Here is a 24514-nt window from a genome sequence, read left to right as displayed (position 1 = left end):
TTTTATTATTCGCAGAACTGACCAATTTTGGCTTTCAATATATCAATTGCTACTCGGTTTTTACCCCCGCGCGGCACAATAATATCTGCATATTGCTTTGATGGTTCAATAAATTGCAGGAACATTGGACGCACAGTTTTATGATATTGCTCAATCACCGAATCCAGAGAACGTCCCCGTTCATGCACATCCCGCTTAATACGACGCATAAGGCAAATATCCAGTGGCGTATCAACAAAAATAGAGAAGTCCATCTCCTGGCGCAAGCGCTTGTCGGTCAATAATAGAATACCTTCCAGAATAATAACCCTTTTCGGTGCAAAATGAATCGCTTCTGGTTTACGAGTATGAGCAACATAATCGTATTGTGGCAATTCAATTGATTCACCCATTTTCAACGCTTGTAGGTGAGAAAAGAGCAGATTGTGATCCATTGAGCTTGGATGGTCATAATTAGTCTTATAACGCTCTTCCATTGATAGATTGCTCTGATCTTTATAATAGCAATCCTCTGGTATAATACCGATATTGTGATCACCAACCTGAGCGCGTAATTCACGATAAAGTGTATTAGCAATGAGACTTTTACCTGAGGCAGATGCACCAGAAATTCCTACAATTGTGCATTGATATGCTTCGTCAGCCATAATAGAGATAACCTGATTCTAGAAAAAAATGGGAACAAAGCACTTATGAGTGCTAAGTTTGGCGAGATTATAGGGAGTTAATGGTATCTGTTCCAGTGTAAACAAGAGAAGTCTCACTTTTTTCGAGGCGTTTCGCATAAAAACCATGTAACGAGGGAAATCGAACAAGCATACTTTTCCCCATACAAAATCTCCCCATACAAAAAGCGGGCAATGAAAACATCCACCACCCGTTATCTTCAATCAAATACCCGCATTAAACAGCACGAAACGAAATTTCTGTTGGTATCTTCTCACCTTGCCAATACATCTGTGCTGAAATATTCGCGGCAATTTCGCGATAAATATCGGTAAATTCACTATCAGGATTACTGATAACGGTTGGCTGACCACGATCAAGATCTTCACGCAGTGAAATATGCAGAGGGATTTGTCCCAATAATTTACAGTGATATTTAGCCGCCAATTTTTCTGCCCCACCAGTGCCAAAAATAGGTTCCAGATGGCCGCAGTTGCTGCAAATATGCGCACTCATGTTTTCAACAATACCCAATACAGGTACCTTCACTTTCTGGAACATAACGATGCCTTTCATCGCGTCAATTAAGGCAATATCCTGAGGTGTTGTTACCACCAGCGCCCCCGTTACCGGGATGTTTTGTGACAAAGTGAGCTGAATATCACCGGTTCCCGGTGGCATATCAATAACCAGATAATCAAGATCCGGCCATAATGTATCCTGTAACATCTGCATCAATGCTTTACTCGCCATTGGGCCGCGCCATACCATTGCATTGTCATCTGTGACTAAATAACCAATCGAGTTAGTCGCAAGGCCATGCGTCATGATCGGCGCCATATGCTGTCCGTCTGGGGAAGTTGGACGCTCTTTGGTGGTTCCCAACATACTTGGAACAGAAGGGCCGTAGATATCTGCATCCAGAATACCGACTTTTGCCCCCTCCTGAGCCAATGCCAGCGCCAAGTTTACGGCAGTACTGGATTTACCCACCCCACCTTTACCCGAGCTGACAGCCAAAATATTACGGACACCATTAATTCCCGGCAGATCATTAGCGCGACGTAATGTGCTGATATCATGGATCAATTTCCACGCCACCGATTTTGCACCAGTTACCGCCTGTAATTTTTCCGTTGTCGCCGCTTTTAACGCCTTAAAACCGTGTTGCCAGACAAACGGCATGAGCAATTCAATGTGCAAGACACCATCAAGCATCGTGCAGTGATGTAGCGCCTTCAATGTTGTCAAATCACGTTCTAGTGTCAGGTGTGTAAAAGTAGCAAGTATTTTTGTTACCTGAGATTTCAGCAGGTCAGGATTGGTCTGCTCGGGGGATTGTGAGTTCATCCCGGCTCCTTTAATGATTATCATTAGCTAAAAACCATCTCTCCATCATAACAGAACCTAATGCGTTCGGATAAAATTAGCGACAAAAACCCACTCCCCGCTCATTGATTCAATTTTTATCCATTGACAGCCTCAAAAGGGTTTAGGTTTCAAGGCGCACTGGATAAAACTCATTAATATTAAACCTTACCCTAGCGACAATTTTTTTGATCGGTTAACATCAAACTCCCTTTTTCACTTATTGGAAGTCAGATCCTTACTATGTCTCAAGTCGCAAAAAAATTATTGGTGACGTGCGCGTTGCCATATGCTAACGGTCCAATCCATCTCGGTCACATGCTGGAACATATCCAAGCAGATATTTGGGTCCGTTTTCAGCGAATGCGCGGCAAAGAGGTTCACTTTATCTGTGCCGATGACGCTCATGGAACACCAATCATGCTGAAAGCTCAGCAAATGGGTATTGCTCCTGAAGAGATGATCGCAACAGTGAACCAAGAGCATCATCAGGATTTTACTGGCTTTTCAGTGAGCTATGATAACTATCACTCTACGCATAGCGAAGAGAACCAAACGTTATCAACTAAAATCTATCTCGAACTGAAAAAAAACGGTCATATTAAGAATCGTACTATTTCTCAGTTATATGATCCTGAGAAAAATATGTTTCTGCCGGATCGCTTTGTTAAAGGTAGCTGCCCGAAATGTAAGGCAGAAGATCAGTATGGCGATAACTGTGAAGTTTGCGGCTCAACCTACAGCCCAACTGAACTGATCAACCCTCGTTCTGCTGTCTCCGGCGCAACGCCAGAAATGCGTGAAACAGAGCACTTCTTTTTCGATCTGCCCGCATTCAGTGACATGTTGCAAGCCTGGACCCGCTCCGGCGCATTACAGGAACAAGTTGCTAACAAAATGCAGGAATGGTTTGAATCCGGTTTACAACAGTGGGATATCACCCGTGACGCCCCCTATTTCGGTTTTGAAATTCCTGATGCGCCGGGCAAATATTTCTATGTCTGGTTGGATGCTCCTATCGGTTATATGGGCTCTTTCCAAAACCTGTGTGACAAACGCGGAAATCTAAGCTTTGATGAGTTCTGGGCAAAAGATTCCACCGCTGATCTGTATCATTTTATCGGTAAAGACATTGTTTATTTCCATAGCCTGTTCTGGCCTGCCATGCTGGAAGGCAGCGGTTACCGTAAGCCAACCAACGTGTTTGTTCATGGCTATGTCACCGTCAACGGTGCGAAGATGTCCAAATCCCGTGGTACTTTTATTAAAGCCAGCACTTATTTGGATCATCTAGATGCAGACTGTTTGCGTTATTACTATGCAGCCAAACTCTCCGCTCGCATTGATGATATCGATCTGAATCTGGAAGATTTTGTTCAACGTGTTAACAGCGATATCGTTAATAAAGTTGTTAACTTGGCCTCCCGTAATGCAGGCTTCATCAATAAACGCTTTAACGGCAAGCTGGCGGATAAACTGGCTGATCCGGCGCTCTACCAACAATTTATTGATGGGGCAAAGGTGATTGCAGAAGAGTTTAATAACCGCGAATTCAGCAAAGCAATCCGTGAAATCATGGCACTGGCTGATTTAGCAAACCGTTATGTGGATGAGCAAGCACCGTGGGTAGTGGCAAAAGAAGAAGGCCGTGATGCCGATCTTCAAGCTATCTGCTCAATGGGCATCAACCTGTTCCGCGTTTTGATGACTTTCCTGAAACCCGTTTTGCCAAGTCTGGCAGAACGCGCAGAAGCTTTCTTAAATACAGAACTCACTTGGCATGGTATTGAACAGCCGCTGCTGGATCATCAAGTTTCTGCCTTTAAGGCCCTGTTCAATCGCATTGATATGGATAAAGTGGACGCTATGGTTGCGGCATCTAAAGAGAGCATCAACACACCACAAAAAGTCAGTGGTCCACTGGCAGAAGATCCGATTCAGGACACTATTACCTTTGATGATTTTGCCAAAGTTGATATGCGCGTCGCCCTTATTAAACAGGCTGATTTTGTCGAAGGCTCAGATAAGTTGCTGAAACTGATGCTGGATCTTGGTGGCGAAACCCGCCAGGTATTTTCGGGTATTCGCTCCAGTTATCCTGATCCAAAAGCACTGGAAGGCCGTTTAACCATTATGGTTGCTAATCTGGCACCACGCAAAATGCGCTTTGGTATTTCGGAAGGGATGGTTATGGCCGCCGGACCTGGCGGAAAAGATATCTTCTTACTCAGCCCTGATAGCGGCGCCCAACCCGGTATGCAAGTGAAATAATAGTTAATTTATTTCACTGATATACCCTATGGATTTCAAGATGCATCACGACGGCAAGGGAGCGAATCCCCGGGAGCATAGCAAACGATGTGACTGGGGTGAATGAATGCAGCCAACAAAGAGACAACTTGAAAGATAACGGGTATATTTTCATCCACGGGGATCAGCAATGATCCCCGTTTTTTTAAATGTGAGCTATTATACCCTATGGATTTCAAGATGCATCGCGACGGCAAGGGAGCGAATCCCCGGGAGCATAGATAACGATGTGACCGGGGTGAGTGAGTGCAGCCAACAAAGAGGCAACTCGGGTATAGCACATTCCCAAGGTCACTTGTATGATGAATACCTCACCGGAATTAGGAATTTTGTTATGTCGTTTCGTGAAGTACTGATTGTTGGTTGCCAGTACCTGAGAGCATTTGTTCTGATTTATTTATGTTTGCTGACAGGTAATGCCATTTCTTCCCTACTACCCATCATTATTCCCGGCAGTATTATCGGTATGTTGATCTTGTTCGTTTTATTAGCTTTCCAGCTGATTCCTGCTCATTGGGCAAAACCAGGCTGTAGTCTATTACTAAAAAATATGACTTTGCTGTTTCTGCCTATTGGCGTAGGCGTAATGAATTATTACGATCAACTCAGCCAACAGATAATGCCGATTGTTTTTTCATGCCTGATCAGTACTGCAATTGTTATGATTATCGTTGCTTACAGTTCCCATTATGTTCATCGTGAACGTCCGATTATGGGCTCCACATCAGAAATTAACAATGAACAACAGAAACAAGAGAAATAAAAATGTTAAGTCACATTTGGTGGTCACTGCCATTAACATTGATAGTATTCTACACCGCAAGAAAACTTTCACTACGATGCAAAATTCCCATTCTGAACCCCTTATTGGTTTCTATCGCCGTCCTTGTTCCAATATTGTTAATAACCCACACGCCTTATGAACACTATTTTGCCGGCAGTCGAATTTTAAATGATCTACTCCAGCCCGCCGTAGTTGCGCTGGCATTTCCTCTATATGAGCAGATACACCAGATCCGAGCCCAATGGAAGTCCATTATTAGCATCTGTTTTATCGGCAGTATTGTCGCTATGGTGACAGGCACTGCTATTGCCTTGTGGATGGGCGCAACGCCTGAAATGGCCGCTTCTATACTGCCTAAATCTGTCACAACACCAATAGCAATGGCAGTTGCAGATGCCATTGGCGGTATTCCCGCCATCAGTGCTGCTTGCGTCATTTTTGTCGGCATTCTCGGCGCAATATTTGGTCATAACCTGTTCGATCTTTTACAGGTAAAAACCAAAGCATCCCGCGGCTTAGCAATGGGAACGGCATCACATGCTTTGGGGACCGCCCGCTGTGCGGAGGTCAATTTCGTTGAAGGCGCGTACAGCTCATTGGCATTGATGGCCTGCGGTATCATTACTTCACTAACAGCCCCTTTTGTATTCCCGGTGCTGCTATACCTATTTAGCTAGTTTATCTGTTAGGAAATTTGATAATATTCGCTCGATTACTAACTTCAATGACATAATTCTCATCATCTATATGATATTTATCACATTACAAATCTCATCAGACAACTTAGAATGATCTTAAGTTACTTCGGAGATCACGCTATGCAAGCTCGTTTTCACCCCATATGGGTACAGTTGCCCTCTAAACTACAGGATGCACTTTTACCTTACGCAGGAAACGATGACTTTCCTGCCATGCTCACTGCTGAGCAAGCTAAATCGATTAAGAAGGCCTGCGGTTTTGACGATAACACCTTAGCTGTCGCCCTGTTACCACTCGCAACGGCCTGTTCCCTGACACCAATCTCACATTTTAATGTTGGTGCAATTGCCCGCGGTGAAAGCGGAAACCTCTATTTTGGCGCTAATATGGAATTTGCTGGCGTACCACTACAGCAAACGATTCATGCTGAACAATGTGCGATTACTCACGCTTGGTTATTGGGCGAGAAAAGACTGGCATCTGTTACTGTGAATTACTCTCCGTGCGGCCACTGCCGTCAATTTATGAATGAACTTAATAGTGGCACACAATTAGAGATTCATCTGCCAAAACAGGCATCTTCAACATTAGATCACTATCTGCCAGATTCTTTTGGCCCAAACGATCTGGGCATCACAACTTTGTTGATGGATCCGGTCAATCATGGCTATAAACTAGAAACGACGGATAAATTAGTACTAACGGCATTAGATGCAGCAAACCAGAGCTATGCTCCATACAGTAATTCCTACAGTGGTACCGCACTTCTGGGAAAAGATGGAATAATTTATCCTGGGCGTTATGCAGAAAATGCGGCATTTAACCCAAGCTTGCCCCCATTACAAGCAGCACTGATTCTGATGAACATTTCTGGTGGTGATTGCCTGGCTATCGAAAGAGCGGTGTTAGTTGAGGGAAAACACAGTGATTTATCCCAACGGAGTGCGACTCAATCTATACTTGCTGCACTTGGTTGCAGCAAATTTGATTACTACACTTTCTGAGTTCAGTGGAAAATTCATTTTTCCCTCTATGCAGATAGAGGGCTTTCCACTGTAAAAAATAATTACCGTAATATTTTATTATCTAACTCTGGATGTTATCTCTCATTTTTACTCATAATACCTCTAATTAAGTAACATTTACTGTACATATTTTTCCTATCTCTTAGGATCTATCGCTAACCTTATTATCCATTTAGTTCAAAGAGTAAGATTCATGGAACTGGAACACGAAAGTAAACGTCCACTATATATTCCCTACGCTGGCCCAATTCTGTTGGAATTCCCCCTGCTGAATAAAGGCAGCGCTTTCACTGAAGAAGAACGTAGAAACTTTAATCTTCACGGTTTATTACCGGAAGCGGTCGAAACCATCGAAGAGCAAGCTGAACGTGCCTATCGGCAGTATCTTGATTTCAAAAATGATGCAGATAAGCACATTTATCTGCGAAATATTCAGGACACTAACGAAACCCTGTTCTACCGCCTGCTGGATGCGCATTTGAACGAAATGATGCCAATCATCTACACCCCAACCGTCGGTGAAGCGTGTGAGCACTTTTCCGATATTTACCGCCGTGCCCGTGGCCTGTTCATCTCATATCCAAACAAAACACATATTGATGACATGCTGCAAAATGCGACCAAACAAAATGTAAAAGTCATTGTTGTTACCGATGGTGAACGTATCCTCGGTTTGGGTGACCAAGGTATTGGCGGTATGGGTATTCCTATCGGTAAGCTCTCCTTGTATACCTCCTGCGGTGGTATCAGCCCGGCTTATACACTACCAGTCGTCCTGGATGTAGGCACCAACAACCCGCAACGCCTGAATGACCCGTTATATATGGGCTGGCGTCATCCGCGTATCACCGGTGAGGAATATGATGAATTCGTAGACGAATTTATTCAGGCTGTTAAACGCCGCTGGCCAAATGTGCTGCTGCAATTTGAAGATTTCGCACAAAAAAATGCCATGCCTCTTCTTAATCGCTATCGCCACGAGATTTGTTGCTTTAATGATGATATTCAGGGAACTGCCGCTGTTACGTTAGGTAGCTTAATTGCCGCCAGTCGCGCGGCTGGCCGTCAATTAAAAGACCAAACGGTCACCTTCCTCGGCGCAGGTTCCGCCGGTTGCGGCATAGCAGAACAGATCGTCGCCCAGATGAAATCAGAAGGTTTAAGTGACGAACAGGCTCGTGCCCGTATTTTCATGGTTGACCGCTTCGGTTTATTGACAGACAAGCTGCCAAATCTATTGGATTTCCAAAACAAGCTGGTGCAGAAAAGCGATTCATTGGCTAAATGGGATGTAAACAGCGATTCAATCTCGCTGCTCGATGTTGTCCGTAATGCTAAACCGACAGTATTGATTGGTGTTTCAGGTCAGGCAGGTTTGTTTACAGGAGAGATCATCCGCGAGATGCATAAACATTGTGAACGCCCAATCGTCATGCCATTATCGAATCCAACTTCCCGTGTTGAAGCCCGTCCCGAAGATATCATCAACTGGACGGATGGTGCCGCTCTGGTTGCGACAGGGAGTCCATTTAATCCGGTAAAATATAAAGATCAGGAATATCCGATCGCTCAATGTAACAACGCCTATATCTTTCCCGGAATTGGTCTAGGCGTCATTGCATCAGGGGCCAAACTGGTTACTGACGGTATGTTGATGGCTGCAAGCCGAACATTGGCAGATTGCTCACCCTTAGCCCAACAAGGTCAAGGCCCGTTATTGCCTCTTATTGATGATATTCAGGAAGTGTCACGCAAAATTGCTAAACAAGTCGCCAAAGAAGCACAAATACAGGGCGTTGCCACTGTGACCTCAGATGGCGCACTGGATGAAGCAATTGAACGTAATTTCTGGAAACCTGAATACCGCGTGTACAAACGGACTTCATTCTGATTTTTATCATTAAAAATACGTAAAAAGCTTGTTATACCCGTCATCTTTCAAGTTGCCGCTTTGTTGGCTGCACTCTCTCACCCCGGTCACATCGTTATCTATGCGCCCGGGGATTCGCTCCTTGCCGTCGCGATGCATCTTGAAATCCATAAGGTATAGTTCTCTTTTACTATCACGCTTTTTTCTTACAGAGAAAACTTGCTTCGAAATTTCAGGTAAAGTAGCCTTTAACAAATTCAGTCATTAATGTGTATAAGGCAAAAGCATGTGGAAGCGCCTGATAACTAGTCTGTTATTCATCACAGGGATGCTGATACTGACAGCTATTGCACTTGACCGCTGGATTAGTTGGAAAACAGCCCCCTATGTCTTTGATGATCTCAAACAACTTCCTGAACGTGAAGTGGGTATAGTACTTGGTACTGCTAAATATTACCTCTCTGGTGCGCCAAATCAGTACTATATGTACCGTATTCAGGGAGCCATTAATGCTTATAACGGCGACAAAATCAAATATTTGTTACTGAGTGGTGACAATGCTCAGCAAAGTTATAATGAACCGGTCACTATGCGCAGAGATTTGGTAAAAGCGGGTATTCCTGCTGTAAATATCGTACTGGATTTTGCTGGTTTCAGAACACTTGACTCAATAGTCAGAACCCGGAAAGTTTTTAACACTAATGATTTCACGATTATCACCCAACGATTTCATTGCGAACGAGCCTTGTTTATCGCTATGCATATGGGAATTACTGCTCAGTGTTACGCAGTCTCTACCCCCAAGAATATGATTACCGTTCGATTACGTGAAATCATTGCCCGACTTGGTGCCCTGACTGATCTTTATATTCTGAAACGTGAACCTCGTTTCTTGGGCCCGTTGATCCCTATTCCTGCTCCGTATAAGGTACCAAAAGGTATGACTGATTACCCCGCCGTAACCCCGGAAGAGTTACGGTCAATGGATAAAACCCAACTTAATCAGACCGGGCCAACACCGCCGTCATCTCACGCCACCGCTGTTCTACCGGCCCTTGCGGGTAACGGCGTAACCACCAGCATGAAAAAAGAATATTCACCGCCCAAATGGGAAGAATAAATGCAAGTAATTCCAAACGGCTAAATTGACCAAACAACCCAAAATTATAAAACAGCAAGGTGCAGATTAAGGTTTGTAACAAGTAATTACTCATCGCCATTCGCCCAACCTGATTGAGCCAGTAATTAATTCGCCAGCATGAAATGACCGGCCAGAAACCATATATTAAAGCCATATAGCCCAGTGCCTGAAATGGCATTACCAACTCAGCAAGGATATAACCGACAATACCTGACCAAAAGTAATCCCAATTATGGATATATTGGAACACGACAGAGAATATCTGAACAGCAACACTGAGCGGTATCAGCACTAGCGCCACATTCCGATAATGGCTCACTGAAAACTCACCTTTTAGCCAACCATTACGCATTAATCCAGCACCACATGACATAATGCCGATAAGCTGCCAACCATACTGAACAAACAGCATGACCATCATCAACATGACCTGATTGAAACGCTCTTTTACTGCCAGCCATCCACCAGACGTTTTCCAATATGTTTCGTATAACATCTGGAATTCCGTCAATTGCCAAGAAACATCATTAGATTCGCCGCTGGAAAAAAAGCCGAGAATAAACAATAGCACTAATCCGATCAGATAAAAAATAGTGCCTTTCATAAATAACCGGTTACTGGCGCTATTTTGGCTAATCAATTGAAAACTGAAAAAACCGGCCAAACTATACGAGAGCAAAATATCGCCATCCCAGAATAGGATGCCATGTCCCATTCCAATCAGGGCAAGTGTGGTTAATCGTGGATAATTCCAGATTTTGCCCCTCGGTAATAGTAACTCCAATGCCGCACCAAATAAGAAGGCCAAAATACACAGGAACTTTCCCTGAACAAGGACACTAAGTACAGACCAGACAATCAAATCAGTTAAAGAAGCTGAACCATTATATGCCGGATTCAAATAAGCGGCGGATGGCAAAGCAAAACCGGAGATATTGAGTAGCAATATCCCCAATATTGCCAAGCCACGAATACTATCCAGTGAATCAATTCTCTGGCAGGCCATTCTTATATCCCGGTGTAAAAATTACACATGGCGAATCGTGCGTAAAAACTCTTGACGGGTATTTTGGCTAGATTTAAACAATCCCCCCAGGGAAGTTGTTGTCGTGGTACTGGTTGCATCACGAATACCCCGCGCTTTCACACAGTAATGAACCGCATCAATCGATACGGCAACATTATTGGTACCAAGGAGTGTCTGTAATGCAATCAAAATCTGCTGGGTCAGGCGCTCCTGAACCTGTGGACGCTGAGAAAAAAATTGCACAATACGGTTAATTTTAGACAACCCAATCACTTTATCTTTTGGAATATAGGCAACCGTCGCCTTGCCATCAATGGTCACAAAATGGTGTTCGCAGGTGCTGGTGAGTGTGATATCACGAACGGTCACCATTTCGTCCACTTTCATTTTATTCTCTATCAATGTGATTTTCGGGAAATTGCTGTAGTCCAATCCTGAAAAAATCTCATCGACATACATTTTCGCAATACGACCTGGGGTTTCTGCCAAACTGTCATCACGCAAATCGAGATTCAACAGTTTCATAACTTCCGTCATATGCTCCTCAATCCGCGCTTTGCGCACTTCCGGCGCCAATGCCTGACCACGCAAAGGCGTTTCAAGGCCACGAGCTTCCAGCGCCGAATGCACAAGCTCAGCTTCTTTACTTAAGGATGACATTATTTTCTCCAAAGATATTACTTTTCATCATCTGGCGGGTAATAAAGTTCAAGTCATGAATACTATCACTGAAACAATCACGACTAACAGATAACTATTGCACACACTGTAAATGAGCACGTGGTGATTATCCAGTGATTGCTTTTCATAGCTATATGAATTTTTTACACACGCCCTTCACCGGTCGGTTTATTCCTGTCGCAAACCAATAACCCGGCAATGACCAAGGTAATCAATGCAACATATAACGCAGGCTCCAATCTCCCGGTTATTGCGGTAGAAACCGCTGACAGCATCGGACCAATAAGCTGCCCAACCGCATATCCAGTGGTTAATAACCCGGCCATATAACGGCTATGTTCTGGTGCTAATTCACGCCCATACTGAAATGCCATTTGCACCACACACATAAAACCACCACCAACCAACAAAGAGCTTAATGCCAGACCACCTATTCCCGGAATGATCTCAGCGATAAGAATGCCCACAGCCTGAATCCATAAAGTGATCGCAAGCCGGATTTGCGTTGTCAGCGTATGACGGGTCAGAATAGCAAAACCAATGCCGATGACTGCGGCACCACCAAATATTGGCCAGACAAACTGCGCAAACAAGCTGCCAGGGAAACGATCACTGGCCATTTGTGACAGAAAAGTCGCAGGTAAAATATAACCAAACCCCGCTAAGCTGTAACTCCATACCAACCGCTTAATTGCAGGCGTCAAAGTTAGCTTCTTCACCTCGGCCTGTGAACGATGTAGCTCACCACGACGAGGCAAATGCCGACTAATATAGATACTACAAATCAGCGCCAAAATGCCATATAACAGCCATGCTTCGGAAGCGCTCACTTGCCATGCTTGAATACCGATAGCAAGGATACCAGTAATGAATATCCCGACTCCCGGTCCCGCAAATATGGCAGCACTCAATGCAGGGCGATTTAATTTAACTAATTGTTCATTGGCCCATGATGTTACTAACACCAATGTCCAGCCACTCGCCCAACCAATAAAAAAACGGGCGATACTGTGTAATATCGCCCCATACAGTAACGCAGAGAGCAACGTGATAATTACTGCTCCCCATAATCCGGCCCAAAGCCGATATTCAATCAAACGGCGCGCCCGCATCGCATCATAGGAACCAGCCAGATATCCCAGATAATTAAAAGCCGCAACGATACCGGCACCAGTCAGACTAAACTGGAATTCTGCGATCATTAAAGGCACTTGAGGAGTGAAGGCAGTACGCCCAATTCCCATAGCGACGACCAGCGCCAAAAATCCACTCATTGCGATATGAAAAGCTAGGTAGCGGTGACTTTGTTGAGGAGAAGTTGAATTGTTCATAGCCATAAAATATTATTTTTTTAATTTATTTCTCATAAGCCATAACAAAAATCAAATACAATACACACTTTTAATTAACAAAATTCCCAGAAAAACGTAAATTATTTCTGCCCATAAATAAAAAATCAGTAAGCAATTAATGACAGTATCTGGAACAGGAACAGGAACAGGAACAGGAACAGGAACATCAGCGTATATGAATTTTCGGGCTCTGCTCCACTTATTTATTTTTTACCTCTACTCAGTTACCTCTATTAAGGTTAAATCGAGTTTTACAACACAACATTAGCTGAATTAACCAATCTTCCACACAATATTGTCCACACAATAATGCCAAAATGGTACTAACAAACCTGTCTATAAGAGATATGATTCATCATGTTATGTACAAATATTAATAAGGAGCATTGTTATGTATAAAGCATTTCAAGGTAAGACCGCCATTGTAACCGGTGGTGGAACTGGTATTGGACGGGCTATCAGTATTATGCTAGCGAAACAAGGTGCTGCTGTCGCAGTGATCTATTCACAAAGTGAACTTGAAGCGCAGGAAACAACAGAAACCATTATCAAGGATGGGGGGCAAGCTATCGCGATAAAAGCGGATATTGCCGACGAATCGGCTGTGCAGGCAATGATAAACACCGTCGTGGAAAAATTTAGCGGGATCGACTATCTGGTCAATAACGCGGCAACAACCAGACAACTTCAATTTGAAGATCTTGATGCCATATCTAGCGATATTTGGGATACCATTATTGATGTTAATGTGAAAGGCACATTTCATTGTTGCCGGTATGCGGCTCCTTATCTTAAAGCAAGAACGGGGAGTGCTATCGTGAATGTCGGTAGTATCGCCGGCGAAACAGGTCTGGGTTCTTGTATCCCCTATGCCGCTTCCAAATCAGCGGTTCACGGACTGACAAAATCCTTAGCTCGGGCACTGGCTCCATCGGTCAGGGTTAACTGCGTAGCGCCAGGTGCCGTTGAAACAAGATGGTGGAAAGGGAGAGAAGAGAAAATGCATACGCTTTGCACTTATTTGCCCTTAGAAAGAATTTCAACGCCAGAAGATGTTGCAGAAATAACCTTGATGTTGTTAAAAGCAGAATCGATGACAGGACAAATCATAACAGTTGACAGTGGTCAAACCTTATAATCTCCTGACCACTTTAACCCGGCTATGACAACAGCAAATTTCCTAACGCCAGGTTAATCGTGATGTTCTATACCCTATGGATTTCAAGATGCATCGCGACGGCAAGGGAGTGAATCCCCGGGAGCATAGGTAACTATGTGACTGGGGTGAGCGAGTGCAGCCAACAAAGAGGCAACTTGAAAGATAACGGGTATATGTGTTTATCACATGTCGCGGCGTTTTAGATAACCTAACACCAATATCGCCGCGTATATGGAACATACGATCAAAGTCAAATATCACTCACACATATGATGATCTCTGCCATAATGCCACTAATGAAAAACGTTATCTGGGAGCATCATTATGGATCACTGTCATACCTCTGGATTGATCTCTTTGCAGCAAGCGTTGGAAAAACTTCTGACGCAAGTTACACCACTGACTGACACAGAAACTGTCAGCCTCCCGCAAACATCAGGACGCATTACTGCAACAAATATTATTTCTCCTATCAATGTGCCCCCTTTTGCTAACTCAGCAATGGATGGTTATGCCGTACGCCATGCGGATTTAAACAGCAATAAACCACTGACTCTGGCAGGAAAAGCACTGGCAGGCGTACCTTTTCAAGGAGAGTGGCCGGTTGCAACTTGTATCCGCATTATGACTGGCGCACCGATTCCCATAGGTGCTGATACGGTTATTATGCAGGAGCACGCAGAAACTACTGTTGATGGCATCGTTTTCACTCAACCAGCCAAGCAGGGCCAGAATATTCGTCTGGTCGGCGAAGATATTGCTAAAGGTGCAGTAGTCTTGCAGGCAGGCAGCAAATTATCCACCGCTCAGTTACCCCTAATTGCATCTTTAGGCATCACTGACGTTGAAGTGGTTCGCAAATTAAAAGTCGCCATTTTCTCGACCGGTGATGAGCTACAAGCTATCGGTCACCCACTGAAGGAAGGGCAAATTTATGATACCAACCGTCTTGCCGTTCGACTGATGCTGGAAAAACTGGCTTGCGACGTTATTGATTTAGGCGTTATTGCAGACAATCCCCAAGCTTTACGCTATGTTTTCGCACAAGCAGATCAACAAGCTGATTTAGTTATCAGCAGTGGTGGCGTTTCTGTGGGTGAAGCAGACTACACCAAGCAGATACTGGATGAATTAGGCGAAATCAGTTTCTGGAAACTGGCAATTAAACCGGGTAAACCTTTCGCTTTTGGTAAATTGAAAAATTCCTGGTTCTGTGGTCTGCCCGGTAATCCAGTTTCAGCCGTTCTCACTTTCTATCAATTAGTTCAACCTTTAATCGCGCGTCTATCCGGTTTTACGGCATGGCAACCCCCTATGCGTATGCGCGCCAAGGTCACCACGCCATTGAAAAAGAGACCGGGAAGAATGGATTTTCAACGAGGTATTGCTTCGGTGAATGAACAAGGTGAACTAGAAGTTCGTACGACAGGGCATCAAGGCTCTCATATATTTAGTTCATTCAGTCAGGGGAACTGCTTCATTGTTCTGGAACGTGAACGTGGACAGGTAGAAGTTGGTGAAAATGTTGAAATCGAATGGTTCAATCACTTACTGAAAAACGAATAATGACCATTGAACTAACAGACGCAGAAACCCTACGCTATAACCGTCAGATTGTTCTACGCGGATTTGATTTTGACGGTCAGGAAAAATTGAAATCTTCGGCGAGCCTGATAGTCGGTGCCGGTGGTTTAGGTTGCGCAGCATCCCAGTATTTGACCGCAGCAGGTGTGGGAACAATAACACTTCTGGATTTTGATACCGTTTCTCTCTCGAACCTACAACGGCAGATCCTGCATCGAGATGAACGTATCGGCATGACTAAAGTGCATTCAGCCCAGTTGACGCTCCGGGCAATAAACCCACATGTCACGATTAAAACCGTTAATGGATTACTGGAAGATCAAGCGCTAGATGAACTTATCAGCCAGAATGATGTTGTCTTGGATTGTACTGATAATGTGACAATCCGCGAACAACTGAACCGCCTGTGTCTGGTAAGGAAAACGCCTCTGGTTTCCGGCGCAGCTATTCGCATGGAAGGACAACTCACTACATTTACTTATCAGCCAAATGCCCCCTGCTACCGTTGCCTAAGCAGACTGTTTGGCGAAAACAATCTAACATGTGTAGAAACGGGAGTGATGGCGCCATTAGTCGGTACCATCGGTACATTACAGGCAATGGAAACCATCAAACTCCTTACTGGATATGGCAAGGTCAGCAGCGGAAAGGTTTTACTGTTTGATGCGATGACGATGCAATTTCGTGATATTAAATTACTTAAAGATCCCAATTGCGAAGTGTGCAACAGTTAATCTATCCACCGATGGAAATAACACGCCCCGGTTATCTCAACCAGGGCGATTTATACCACAAGATTATTACTCAATAATTCCCTGACTTCTTAGATATTCATCATAAGAACCTTTGAAATCAATGACCTTATCAGATTTAATTTCCATAACTCGGCTTGCCAATGAGCTAACAAATTCCCGATCATGAGAAACAAATATCAAAGTACCTTTATACAATTCAAGCGCAAGGTTCAGGGATTCAATGGACTCCATATCCAAGTGGTTTGTTGGTTCATCCATTATCAGAATATTTGGCTGTTGCATCATCAATTTACCAAATAGCATCCGCCCTTTTTCGCCACCCGATAATACTTTGACTTTTTTCTTAATGTCATCTTGGCTGAACAACAAACGGCCTAATACGCTACGAACAGCTTGTTCATCATCCCCTTCTCTCTTCCATTGACTCATCCAGTCAAAAACTGTCAGATCACAGTCAAAATCATTGGCATGATCCTGAGCATAGTAACCAATGCTGCTATTTTCAGACCATTTAACTGTGCCACTGGTTGGCTCTGTTTCGCCAACGAGCGTTTTCAAGAAAGTTGTTTTACCGATACCGTTAGCACCAATAACAGCGAGTTTTTCACCAACTTCCAGCAAGAGATTAAGATTTTTAAACAGAGGGCCATTGTCATAGCCTTTGGTCAAACCTTCCAGTTCTAAAGCATTACGGAATAATTTCTTATCCTGCTCAAAACGGATATAAGGATTCTGACGGCTGGATGCTTTAACTTTTTCCAACTGGATTTTATCAATCTGACGAGCACGGGAAGTCGCCTGTTTTGATTTAGAAGCGTTAGCGCTAAAACGGCTGACAAAAGACTGCAATTCCGCAATCTGTGCTTTCTTCTTCGCATTATCAGCTAGCAGACGTTCACGGGCCTGAGTGGCAGCAACCATATATTCATCATAATTACCAGGGAACAGACGCAATTCACCGTAATCAAGATCGGCCATATGAGTACAAACTGTATTCAGGAAGTGACGATCATGGGAAATAATGATCATGGTGCTATTTCGTTCATTCAGTATTTGCTCTAACCAACGAATAGTATCAATATCCAAGTTATTCGTCGGTTCATCCAATAGCAGAACATCAGGATTAGAAAACAGCGCTTGAGCCAGCAATACACGCAATTTCCAGCCTGGCGCCACTTCGCTCATCAAACCGTAATGCTGTTCTACTGGAATACCAACCCCCAGCAACAACTCTCCGGCACGCGCTTCAGCGCTATAACCATCCATCTCGCCATAAGCGACTTCCAGATCGGCAACGCGATAGCCATCCTCTTCACTCATTTCTGCCATTGCATAGATGCGGTCACGCTCCTGCTTTACCTGCCACAGTTCCGTATGCCCCATAATCACGGTATCCAACACCGTGAACTCTTCAAAAGCAAACTGATCCTGACGCAGTTTACCAATACGTTCATTGGGATCGGTGCTGACATTGCCGACAGAGGGTGTCAGATCACCTCCCAGAATTTTCATAAAAGTGGATTTACCAGAACCATTAGCGCCAATCAGGCCATAACGGTTACTGTTGCCAAACTTGACAGAAATGTTTTCAAACAGGGGTTTACTGCCAAATTGCATGGTGATGTTGTTTGTACTTAACACTGCATTCGCTCTTACATTTAGAAACAAAAGGAAAATCGGAAAAATCGATAACGGCGCATTATGCCACAATAGTGTTAAGAGATCGCGGGGAGTTTTGAGCGTTATTCGAGCTATACCCGTCATCTTTCAAGTTGCTTCTTTGTTGGCTGCACTCACTCACCCCGGTCACATAGTTATCTATGCTCCCGGGGATTCGCTCCCTTGCCGCCGCGATGCATCTTGAAATCCATAGGGTATATACCCGTTATTCTGAAACAGATATTACACCAGCCGCTTATCAATAGAATAATTCATTCTGGTACTCTGAATGACAAAACGATACCGTGATTTAATTTGATGCGAAATGTGCTTTCAAATCAGGCACAAAGAAGAAAATAAGAGAAATCAATATTGGGCACACTGCAAATAAACATATTAGGAATTAATGACATTACGTTCACAATAATTTCCTTTTTTACAATTTTTTCATCAAGGATGTAATAGTCCCTATAGTGAATATAATTTCATCTCATTATCCAAATATTTGTTAATCAATAAATCAATAAATCAATAAATCAATAAACTTCTTAGCAATAAGAAAGACTTATCAAATTAGTACGTTTATAGACGCTCAAAATAAATACAATTTTTTACTAAGTTATACTCATTCAATATTACAACATATTAACATCTCATCAATATAATGATGAATTAATGCTCAAAAAAAATAATAAAATTATTATCATTCATCATAGACCTAGCGGCCTATTTTTGTTTGTCATTATAGTTGTTTTATATATTATTTATTAAAAACATAGACATATTTTATCATTTATATCTACGTTTTTAAGTACGAAAATATAATTAACCGGTTGTTATTTTATAATAAAACACAAAGATCAAAAAAATTGACTTTTATCTGAGAGAAAAGGTATCTTAAAAAACATCGAGACAAAATAAATCTTTTTATCTACACCAATGAATAGATAGTTTGCTTTTTATTTTAATCTTTTAAAAGATTAAAATTATTAAAAATGGTAATAAAATGGTGATAACGATAAATAAAAAGACTCAGATATAAAAATTGACTTTTAGGAAACATAAAGAAACGGAATTCTAATAAGAAGTAAAAATAAGCTATTAAATATAGCTAACAAAGCTGGTTCCACCCCAAGTGATTTTATATAACCATAACAGGTTGAATTAAAATCTTGGAATTATTAATTATATTTTTAAAATCAATCATAAGAGGTAATATTATGTCAGAGATCGAAGTCATTTCTTTAAAAGCACCAATCAGCGTTATTGCAAAAGTAACTAACAAATCACCATATAAACTTAAACTTATTCAGGATTCTATCCGTCTGGATCAAGGTGAGTGGACAACTCTTCCTCCTCAAGTCATTAATAGAAGCAATGATAGCACGCCAGGAAAAGCGATTTGGAGAAGTGATTCAAACAGCCTGATAGGTGGTGTTGCAGGACGCTGTACTTATGTATTTGTAGATAGCAAAGGCGAAATCTATAGTATCTATATTACATGGAGTAACCCTTTGATTGGCAGCAGCAGCTACTCAATCTCAACCGATTATTTAGGTGATGATTTACATTTATCCTATACAGCAGATGGCGGTAATAATCCAGTAGTAGAATATATGATTGTAAGCTAATACTTAATCACTAGTATTAACAACCATTCCTGTGAAAAGATATTTAAATTAATATCTATACAACAGGAATGGTTTATTTATTATTTCTGTACCATCCTCTCTTTTATTAAAGTGGATCATATCTCCATTCTGGCTAATACAATCAACTCAACCTGATTAAAATGGTGATTTTTAGCCGCTACTTTTAATTCTCTTATTATTTAAAATTTTATTTTTTAGTTCCTTTTTTACAGTATTACATTGATTTTAATATGTTTTTACAGAGGGTGCCCGATAAGTATTAAAACGATCGAGTAAGATGGCAGGATCTTGCTCAATTATTGCCATATGACGATATTTTTCATGTAAGAATTGTTCATCAGCCATTTTATTAATCATCGCAATTAGCGGATCATAAAAGTTATTAATATTAAGAATACCGCAAGGTTTCGTATGTAACCCAATCTGACTCCAAGTAAATACCTCACTGAACTCTTCCAATGTGCCAAAACCTCCAGGTAAAGCAACAAAACCATCAGCTAACTCAATCATTTTGTTTTTACGCTGATGCATAGTTTCAACAACGTATAATTCTGTCAGATTTTTATGTGATATTTCCCGCGACTCCAATAATGTTGGAATAACACCAATGACTTTCCCTCCCTCTGCCAAAACCGTATTAGCAACAGCTCCCATAATGCCCACACTGGCGCCACCATAAATGAGCGTAAGATTACGTTTAACCAATTCCTTTGCGAAGATAATGACATTTTCTTTATAGATTTCAGATATGCCCAGACTTGAACCACAATAAACAGCAATACTTTTCATCATCTCAGCTCCTGTTACTTTACCTTCACATGAAAAATAGGATTATACGTTAGTATCACAATCATACAACTCACTTATAAAACTGATACCAAGAAAAACAAAATAAAGACGGTTTCTTTCATATTCAATATATTAGCATTAATCATAACTTATGCTTAATTATTATGATATGAAATCAAACATCAATTAAATGGCAATAAATACCTTCATCACTTGTAATCCCTAAATCACCAACATATTAAAATACAATGCAAATTTATATCAGAATTATATTTCAATAATAAAATTTAATTTCACTATAACCATATAATATAGTCTAATAAATGAAAAATATTTCGCTAAAATTATATTCTCTAAACCTATTGAGTTATCTACGTTTCACTGCGAAGATTATCGGTCAGATCACTTGATTTTAATTGAGGTTTTGCCCGGATGTCTTCTTCCAAGCTCCAAAAGAGTGCTTTTCCATTAATACCTGTAATACTGTTACTACTTGCCATGACATCAATTCAGGGCGGTGCTTCTCTTGCCAAAACGCTGTTTCCGGTCATCGGTGCACCGGGTGTTACCGCACTGCGCCTAGGTCTTGGAACTCTCATTCTGTTTATTATTTTTAAACCTTGGCGCCTGCGTTTTAGCCGAAAATCCATCATGCCACTGCTTACATATGGTATTGCTCTTGGCGCGATGAATTATACATTCTATATGGCACTGACAACGATTCCTTTAGGTATTGCCGTAGCTCTTGAATTCACCGGCCCATTGGCTGTAGCTATGTTCTCATCACGCCGACCCATAGACTTTCTTTGGGTGGCATTGGTTATCGCCGGCTTAGCTTTCCTACTACCCATTGGCAATAATAATATTGATAGTTTAGATCTTATAGGGATTATTTATGCACTCAGCGCGGGTGTTTGCTGGGCACTGTATATTATTTTCGGCCAACGCGCCGGTGCAGGTCATGGAGCAGCAACGGCGTCTATTGGTTCATTTATCGCTGCTATGATATTTTTCCCTGTCGGCTTAATACAAACGGGGCCAGAACTATTATTTGATATGTCAATTCTCCCTCTGGCACTGGCAATTGCGATTCTGTCTACTGCATTCCCATATACACTGGAAATGATTGCTCTAACCCGTTTACCTGCACAAACATTTGGTACTCTAATGAGCCTTGAACCCGCACTGGGTGCGCTATCTGGTATTGCATTTCTGAATGAACATTTAACTATAACGCAATGGCTGGCGCTGTTCTGTATTATTTTTGCCTCCATCGGTTCTACATCAACAATAAAAAGAAAACCTAAAATCACCGAAGTCGATTAATCATTTTATTTAATCGTAATAAAATAGAAGCCGGAGGAGTAGAGTCATTCTCCGGTTTTTTTATAAATAAAAAACTCATTCATGACAAAATTATTCACACAGATTTACCTGATAAATCATTATATTTTTCAATATTAATCCAAGAATTTCATGGTGAATATTTTCCTATAAAAATTAACTATTGATTTAATAGGAATAAACTATATGATTTAAGACTAATATCGAGTTACATTCATCTCATCAATGAAAAGCTCATTATTAACATCCAGGGGAAATTATTAAGCACATTGGAACATGCGTGGCAGAAATTTCATTGCCATCCATGAAATGCTGGATACCTTTCGTGCCACGATTATTGAACATTCAGATATCTTTGCAGAAAGAGTCGTACAACTTGGTGGAATAGCTCTTGGCACCGTACAAGAAGTTAATAGACACACAGCACTGAAAAGCTACCCAACAAATATCCATGACGTGCAGGACCATCTAAAAGCACTGGCCGACCGTTATGCTGTTGTCGCTAATGATATCCGCAAAGCGCTGAACGAAGTTGAAGATGAAAACACCGCAGATATGTTAACTGCCGCCTCTCGTGATCTCGACAAATTCTTATGGTTTATTGAAGCAAGCGTTGAGCAGTAAAATATAAAGAGCCGTCATATTATATACCCTATGGATTTCAAGATGCATCGCGGCGGCAAGGGAGTGAATCCCCGGGAGCATAGGTAACTATGTGACCGGGGTGAGCGAGTGCAGCCAACAAAGAGGCAACTTGAAAGATAACGGGTATAGAGCTCTGAGACTTACAGGCTCCTGTTAATAACGAGGGCCTGTTTACCATTATACCCAAGTCCGACACGGCAAAACATCATAAAATGCCCTCCATACGGATAAATTTCACCATATTCTTTAAAAATCAGCACAAATTGTCTATAATCCACACTTATTTTCAGAAATAACTTGAGGAAATAACAAAATGGACAACGAAGTAAAAGACAGCAATGGCACTCTACTTAATGATGGCGATTCTGTACAGGTCATCAAAGATCTAAAAGTAAAAGGCACATCAGCAACGTTAAAACGCGGCACTTTGATTAAAAATATCCGTCTTACCCATCGTGAAGATGAAATCGAATGTCACGCAGATAAAATCAGAGGATTAGTATTAAAAACCTGTTTTCTGAAAAAAGTAGGATAAATCGTCTTTTCTATCGATTTTATTTACTGAATTAGCCGATAAAAAAGGGGGGATAGGGCTGCTCAGGGGCAACCTTGTTAGGCAGTAAGCGAAGCTAACTAACAGACACTTCCCCCTTTCTTTATGCCTATGCTTATAACTATCGTTAAAATCATCTAATATCTTTTAATTTTTCTCATATAAAAAATTAACATTCACAAATAAAACATAAAATAGGGATAATTAAAATCATCCCCAAACAAATAAATATTTTTTTATAAAATCATTCAATCTCAATATAGCACGCTCTTCTTACAGCGTCTTAGCCCACGCCGTAGGCATGCTACTGTTTTCTAATAAATACTAAAAAGTTGACTTTTTACATGCTATACTGTATAAAAAAACAGTAACATCAATGCAAGGAAATCTGATATGGAACCAATAATCATCATCCCCGGTCATTTATGCACATCAGAGTTATTTGCCTACCAAATACCTAGTCTTTGGAAGCATGGTTCTGTCACAATACCATCAATACTGGAAGGTAGTAGCCTTACAGAAATGGCGAAAGACATCATCCAGCAGGCACCCCCCTATTTTTCTCTTGCTGGCATGTCTATGGGCGGTTTCATTTGTCTGGAAATAATGAAGTTAGCTCAGGAGCGCGTAAGCCGATTAGCTTTACTTAACAGCTCTGCGCGTCCAGAGGCAGAAGAACAAAAAAAGATGAGAGGGAATTTACTAAATAAAACCACACTGGAAAATTTTGAAGAAATCTTGAAAGATATGGCCACCGCAGGAGTGCACAAATCTCGTCAGCACGATAAAAATCTTATAAATACTATTATTCGTATGGGGAAAGAAACTGGCTTTGATGCTTATGTTCGTCAATCCAAGGCTTTGGGTAAACGTACAGATAATCGACATATTTTAACCCATATCAGTGTACCTACATTGGTTCTTGTCGGTGACAGTGACACTATAACTCCACCTGAACATTCAGAAGAAATGGCTGAAAAGATACCAAACGCAAAATTAATTAAATTATACGAGTGTGGACATGCCACAACACTTGAGCAACCAGAGGAAGTGAACAAAGCGCTCATCGAGTGGTTAAATATGAATTAAACTATCAATGCACGATGATATTATTTCAACATATCAAACAGTTAAGTTAAACGGAAATCAGAATATGTTAACATACAATAAAGCACTGGAGTTCTTTGGTCGTGATTTCAATTTTCCCCACACAATCAAAGGACTTCCAGAGAAATTATCCGATTTGAGAGATCTTGAAATTGGTTTTTTTAAAACAAGTGATGAGGTATCTCTTTCTTTTTGGAAGGCCGGTAAAGGAGAAACTTTAATATTCATCCCCGGTTGGTCCTCGCATGGTGCAGAATATATATACCCTATGGATTTCAAGATGCATCGCGGCGGCAAGGGAGCGAATCCCCGGGAGCATAGATAACTATGTGACCGGGGTGAGC

At 41.8% G+C, this 24514-nt stretch carries 20 protein-coding genes and 2 pseudogenes; 15 read left to right on the top strand and 7 right to left on the bottom strand.

The annotated features are described in order from the left end of the window. Positions 1-5: 5 nt before the first annotated feature. Both udk and apbC read right to left on the bottom strand, forming a co-directional pair. Complete coding sequence (gene udk, locus SLS51_RS05465; RefSeq protein ID WP_036777923.1) at positions 6-647, bottom strand: uridine kinase; 642 nt, start codon at positions 645-647, stop codon at positions 6-8. Between the two features lie 256 nt (positions 648-903). Then, positions 904-2016 (bottom strand): iron-sulfur cluster carrier protein ApbC, encoded by a 1113-nt coding sequence (gene apbC, locus SLS51_RS05460; RefSeq protein ID WP_323836240.1) that lies wholly within the window; start codon positions 2014-2016, stop codon positions 904-906. Positions 2017-2277: 261 nt separating this feature from the next. Here apbC and metG point away from each other — a divergent pair, with 261 nt between their 5' ends. The 6 genes and pseudogenes from metG to sanA form a co-directional block, all read left to right on the top strand. Beyond that, a complete protein-coding gene (gene metG / locus SLS51_RS05455; protein WP_323836238.1) occupies positions 2278-4305 on the top strand; it encodes a methionine--tRNA ligase in 2028 nt (675 codons plus the stop codon). 373 nt (positions 4306-4678) lie between these two features. Beyond that, positions 4679-5107 (top strand): CidA/LrgA family protein, encoded by a 429-nt coding sequence (locus tag SLS51_RS05450; RefSeq protein ID WP_323836236.1) that lies wholly within the window; start codon positions 4679-4681, stop codon positions 5105-5107. Positions 5108-5109: 2 nt separating this feature from the next. Beyond that, positions 5110-5805 carry a CidB/LrgB family autolysis modulator gene (locus SLS51_RS05445; RefSeq protein WP_323836234.1) on the top strand — a complete coding sequence of 232 codons (696 nt, stop codon included), beginning with the start codon at positions 5110-5112 and terminating at the stop codon, positions 5803-5805. Positions 5806-5946: 141 nt separating this feature from the next. Further along, positions 5947-6831 (top strand): cytidine deaminase, encoded by an 885-nt coding sequence (gene cdd / locus SLS51_RS05440; RefSeq protein WP_323836232.1) that lies wholly within the window; start codon positions 5947-5949, stop codon positions 6829-6831. 214 nt (positions 6832-7045) lie between these two features. Beyond that, on the top strand, positions 7046-8743 hold the full coding sequence (locus SLS51_RS05435; protein ID WP_323836230.1) for an NAD-dependent malic enzyme: 1698 nt from the start codon (positions 7046-7048) through the stop codon (positions 8741-8743). Between the two features lie 265 nt (positions 8744-9008). Then, positions 9009-9782 (top strand): annotated as a pseudogene (sanA, locus tag SLS51_RS05430) (outer membrane permeability protein SanA); the annotation flags it as partial. Here sanA and yeiB read toward each other — a convergent pair. The 3 genes from yeiB to SLS51_RS05415 form a co-directional block, all read right to left on the bottom strand. After that, complete coding sequence (yeiB, locus tag SLS51_RS05425; protein WP_323836228.1) at positions 9721-10869, bottom strand: DUF418 domain-containing protein YeiB; 1149 nt, start codon at positions 10867-10869, stop codon at positions 9721-9723. The pseudogene sanA and the gene yeiB sit on opposite strands and share 62 nt — an antisense overlap. A 21-nt stretch (positions 10870-10890) precedes the next feature. Further along, entirely contained in the window at positions 10891-11550 is a 660-nt protein-coding gene (folE, locus tag SLS51_RS05420; protein WP_112894847.1) for a GTP cyclohydrolase I FolE, read from the bottom strand. A gap of 164 nt (positions 11551-11714) precedes the next feature. Further along, on the bottom strand, positions 11715-12902 hold the full coding sequence (locus SLS51_RS05415) for a YbfB/YjiJ family MFS transporter (protein WP_323836354.1): 1188 nt from the start codon (positions 12900-12902) through the stop codon (positions 11715-11717). A 412-nt stretch (positions 12903-13314) separates the two neighbouring features. Here SLS51_RS05415 and SLS51_RS05410 point away from each other — a divergent pair, with 412 nt between their 5' ends. From SLS51_RS05410 to moeB, 3 genes are all read left to right on the top strand, one after another. Continuing rightward, positions 13315-14061: an SDR family NAD(P)-dependent oxidoreductase gene (locus SLS51_RS05410; RefSeq protein ID WP_323836226.1), complete on the top strand. Its 747-nt coding sequence runs from the start codon at positions 13315-13317 to the stop codon at positions 14059-14061. A 345-nt stretch (positions 14062-14406) separates the two neighbouring features. Further along, positions 14407-15648, top strand: coding sequence for a molybdopterin molybdotransferase MoeA (gene moeA / locus SLS51_RS05405; protein ID WP_323836224.1), 1242 nt, complete (start codon positions 14407-14409; stop codon positions 15646-15648). Beyond that, on the top strand, positions 15648-16400 hold the full coding sequence (gene moeB / locus SLS51_RS05400) for a molybdopterin-synthase adenylyltransferase MoeB (RefSeq protein WP_323836223.1): 753 nt from the start codon (positions 15648-15650) through the stop codon (positions 16398-16400). Before moeA ends, moeB begins: the two co-directional genes overlap by 1 nt. Positions 16401-16466: 66 nt before the next feature. On the opposite strand, the gene SLS51_RS05395 is transcribed toward moeB, so the two are convergent. Further along, complete coding sequence (locus SLS51_RS05395; RefSeq protein ID WP_323836352.1) at positions 16467-18062, bottom strand: ABC-F family ATPase; 1596 nt, start codon at positions 18060-18062, stop codon at positions 16467-16469. Between the two features lie 1238 nt (positions 18063-19300). On the opposite strand from SLS51_RS05395, the gene SLS51_RS05390 reads away from it, so the two are divergent. Then, complete coding sequence (locus SLS51_RS05390; protein ID WP_011145834.1) at positions 19301-19711, top strand: hypothetical protein; 411 nt, start codon at positions 19301-19303, stop codon at positions 19709-19711. A 246-nt stretch (positions 19712-19957) separates the two neighbouring features. Here SLS51_RS05390 and SLS51_RS05385 read toward each other — a convergent pair whose 3' ends face one another. Next, positions 19958-20521 carry an LOG family protein gene (locus SLS51_RS05385; RefSeq protein ID WP_323836350.1) on the bottom strand — a complete coding sequence of 188 codons (564 nt, stop codon included), beginning with the start codon at positions 20519-20521 and terminating at the stop codon, positions 19958-19960. Between the two features lie 432 nt (positions 20522-20953). On the opposite strand from SLS51_RS05385, the gene rhtA reads away from it, so the two are divergent. From rhtA to SLS51_RS05360, 5 genes and pseudogenes are all read left to right on the top strand, one after another. Further along, positions 20954-21847, top strand: coding sequence for a threonine/homoserine exporter RhtA (gene rhtA / locus SLS51_RS05380; RefSeq protein WP_323836221.1), 894 nt, complete (start codon positions 20954-20956; stop codon positions 21845-21847). 282 nt (positions 21848-22129) lie between these two features. Then, a pseudogene (gene dps, locus SLS51_RS05375) lies at positions 22130-22489 on the top strand (DNA starvation/stationary phase protection protein Dps); the annotation flags it as partial. Positions 22490-22823: 334 nt separating this feature from the next. Next, positions 22824-23045 (top strand): alkylphosphonate utilization protein, encoded by a 222-nt coding sequence (locus tag SLS51_RS05370; RefSeq protein WP_323836219.1) that lies wholly within the window; start codon positions 22824-22826, stop codon positions 23043-23045. Positions 23046-23456: 411 nt separating this feature from the next. After that, positions 23457-24152, top strand: a complete 696-nt coding sequence (locus SLS51_RS05365; protein ID WP_323836217.1) for an alpha/beta fold hydrolase — start codon at positions 23457-23459, stop codon at positions 24150-24152. Between the two features lie 64 nt (positions 24153-24216). Then, entirely contained in the window at positions 24217-24495 is a 279-nt protein-coding gene (locus SLS51_RS05360) for a hypothetical protein (protein ID WP_323836215.1), read from the top strand. Positions 24496-24514: the final 19 nt, after the last annotated feature.

The organism is Photorhabdus africana (assembly GCF_035181445.1).
Lineage (GTDB): Bacteria > Pseudomonadota > Gammaproteobacteria > Enterobacterales > Enterobacteriaceae > Photorhabdus > Photorhabdus laumondii.
The sequence above is the reverse complement of the archived record's forward strand: the minus strand, read 5'-3'. Positions and strand labels throughout refer to the sequence as shown.

Coding starts and splice junctions, on each gene's coding strand:
- metG (WP_323836238.1), top strand. CDS start 2,278: ATGTCTCAAGTCGCAAAAAAATTATTGGTGACGTGCGCGTTGCCATAT.
- SLS51_RS05445 (WP_323836234.1), top strand. CDS start 5,110: ATGTTAAGTCACATTTGGTGGTCACTGCCATTAACATTGATAGTATTC.
- SLS51_RS05385 (WP_323836350.1), bottom strand. CDS start 20,521: ATGAAAAGTATTGCTGTTTATTGTGGTTCAAGTCTGGGCATATCTGAA.
- SLS51_RS05365 (WP_323836217.1), top strand. CDS start 23,457: ATGGAACCAATAATCATCATCCCCGGTCATTTATGCACATCAGAGTTA.
- folE (WP_112894847.1), bottom strand. CDS start 11,550: ATGTCATCCTTAAGTAAAGAAGCTGAGCTTGTGCATTCGGCGCTGGAA.
- SLS51_RS05450 (WP_323836236.1), top strand. CDS start 4,679: ATGTCGTTTCGTGAAGTACTGATTGTTGGTTGCCAGTACCTGAGAGCA.
- yeiB (WP_323836228.1), bottom strand. CDS start 10,869: ATGGCCTGCCAGAGAATTGATTCACTGGATAGTATTCGTGGCTTGGCA.
- SLS51_RS05370 (WP_323836219.1), top strand. CDS start 22,824: ATGGACAACGAAGTAAAAGACAGCAATGGCACTCTACTTAATGATGGC.
- moeB (WP_323836223.1), top strand. CDS start 15,648: ATGACCATTGAACTAACAGACGCAGAAACCCTACGCTATAACCGTCAG.
- cdd (WP_323836232.1), top strand. CDS start 5,947: ATGCAAGCTCGTTTTCACCCCATATGGGTACAGTTGCCCTCTAAACTA.
- udk (WP_036777923.1), bottom strand. CDS start 647: ATGGCTGACGAAGCATATCAATGCACAATTGTAGGAATTTCTGGTGCA.
- SLS51_RS05390 (WP_011145834.1), top strand. CDS start 19,301: ATGTCAGAGATCGAAGTCATTTCTTTAAAAGCACCAATCAGCGTTATT.
- SLS51_RS05410 (WP_323836226.1), top strand. CDS start 13,315: ATGTATAAAGCATTTCAAGGTAAGACCGCCATTGTAACCGGTGGTGGA.
- SLS51_RS05435 (WP_323836230.1), top strand. CDS start 7,046: ATGGAACTGGAACACGAAAGTAAACGTCCACTATATATTCCCTACGCT.
- apbC (WP_323836240.1), bottom strand. CDS start 2,016: ATGAACTCACAATCCCCCGAGCAGACCAATCCTGACCTGCTGAAATCT.
- SLS51_RS05360 (WP_323836215.1), top strand. CDS start 24,217: ATGTTAACATACAATAAAGCACTGGAGTTCTTTGGTCGTGATTTCAAT.
- rhtA (WP_323836221.1), top strand. CDS start 20,954: ATGTCTTCTTCCAAGCTCCAAAAGAGTGCTTTTCCATTAATACCTGTA.
- SLS51_RS05415 (WP_323836354.1), bottom strand. CDS start 12,902: ATGAACAATTCAACTTCTCCTCAACAAAGTCACCGCTACCTAGCTTTT.
- moeA (WP_323836224.1), top strand. CDS start 14,407: ATGGATCACTGTCATACCTCTGGATTGATCTCTTTGCAGCAAGCGTTG.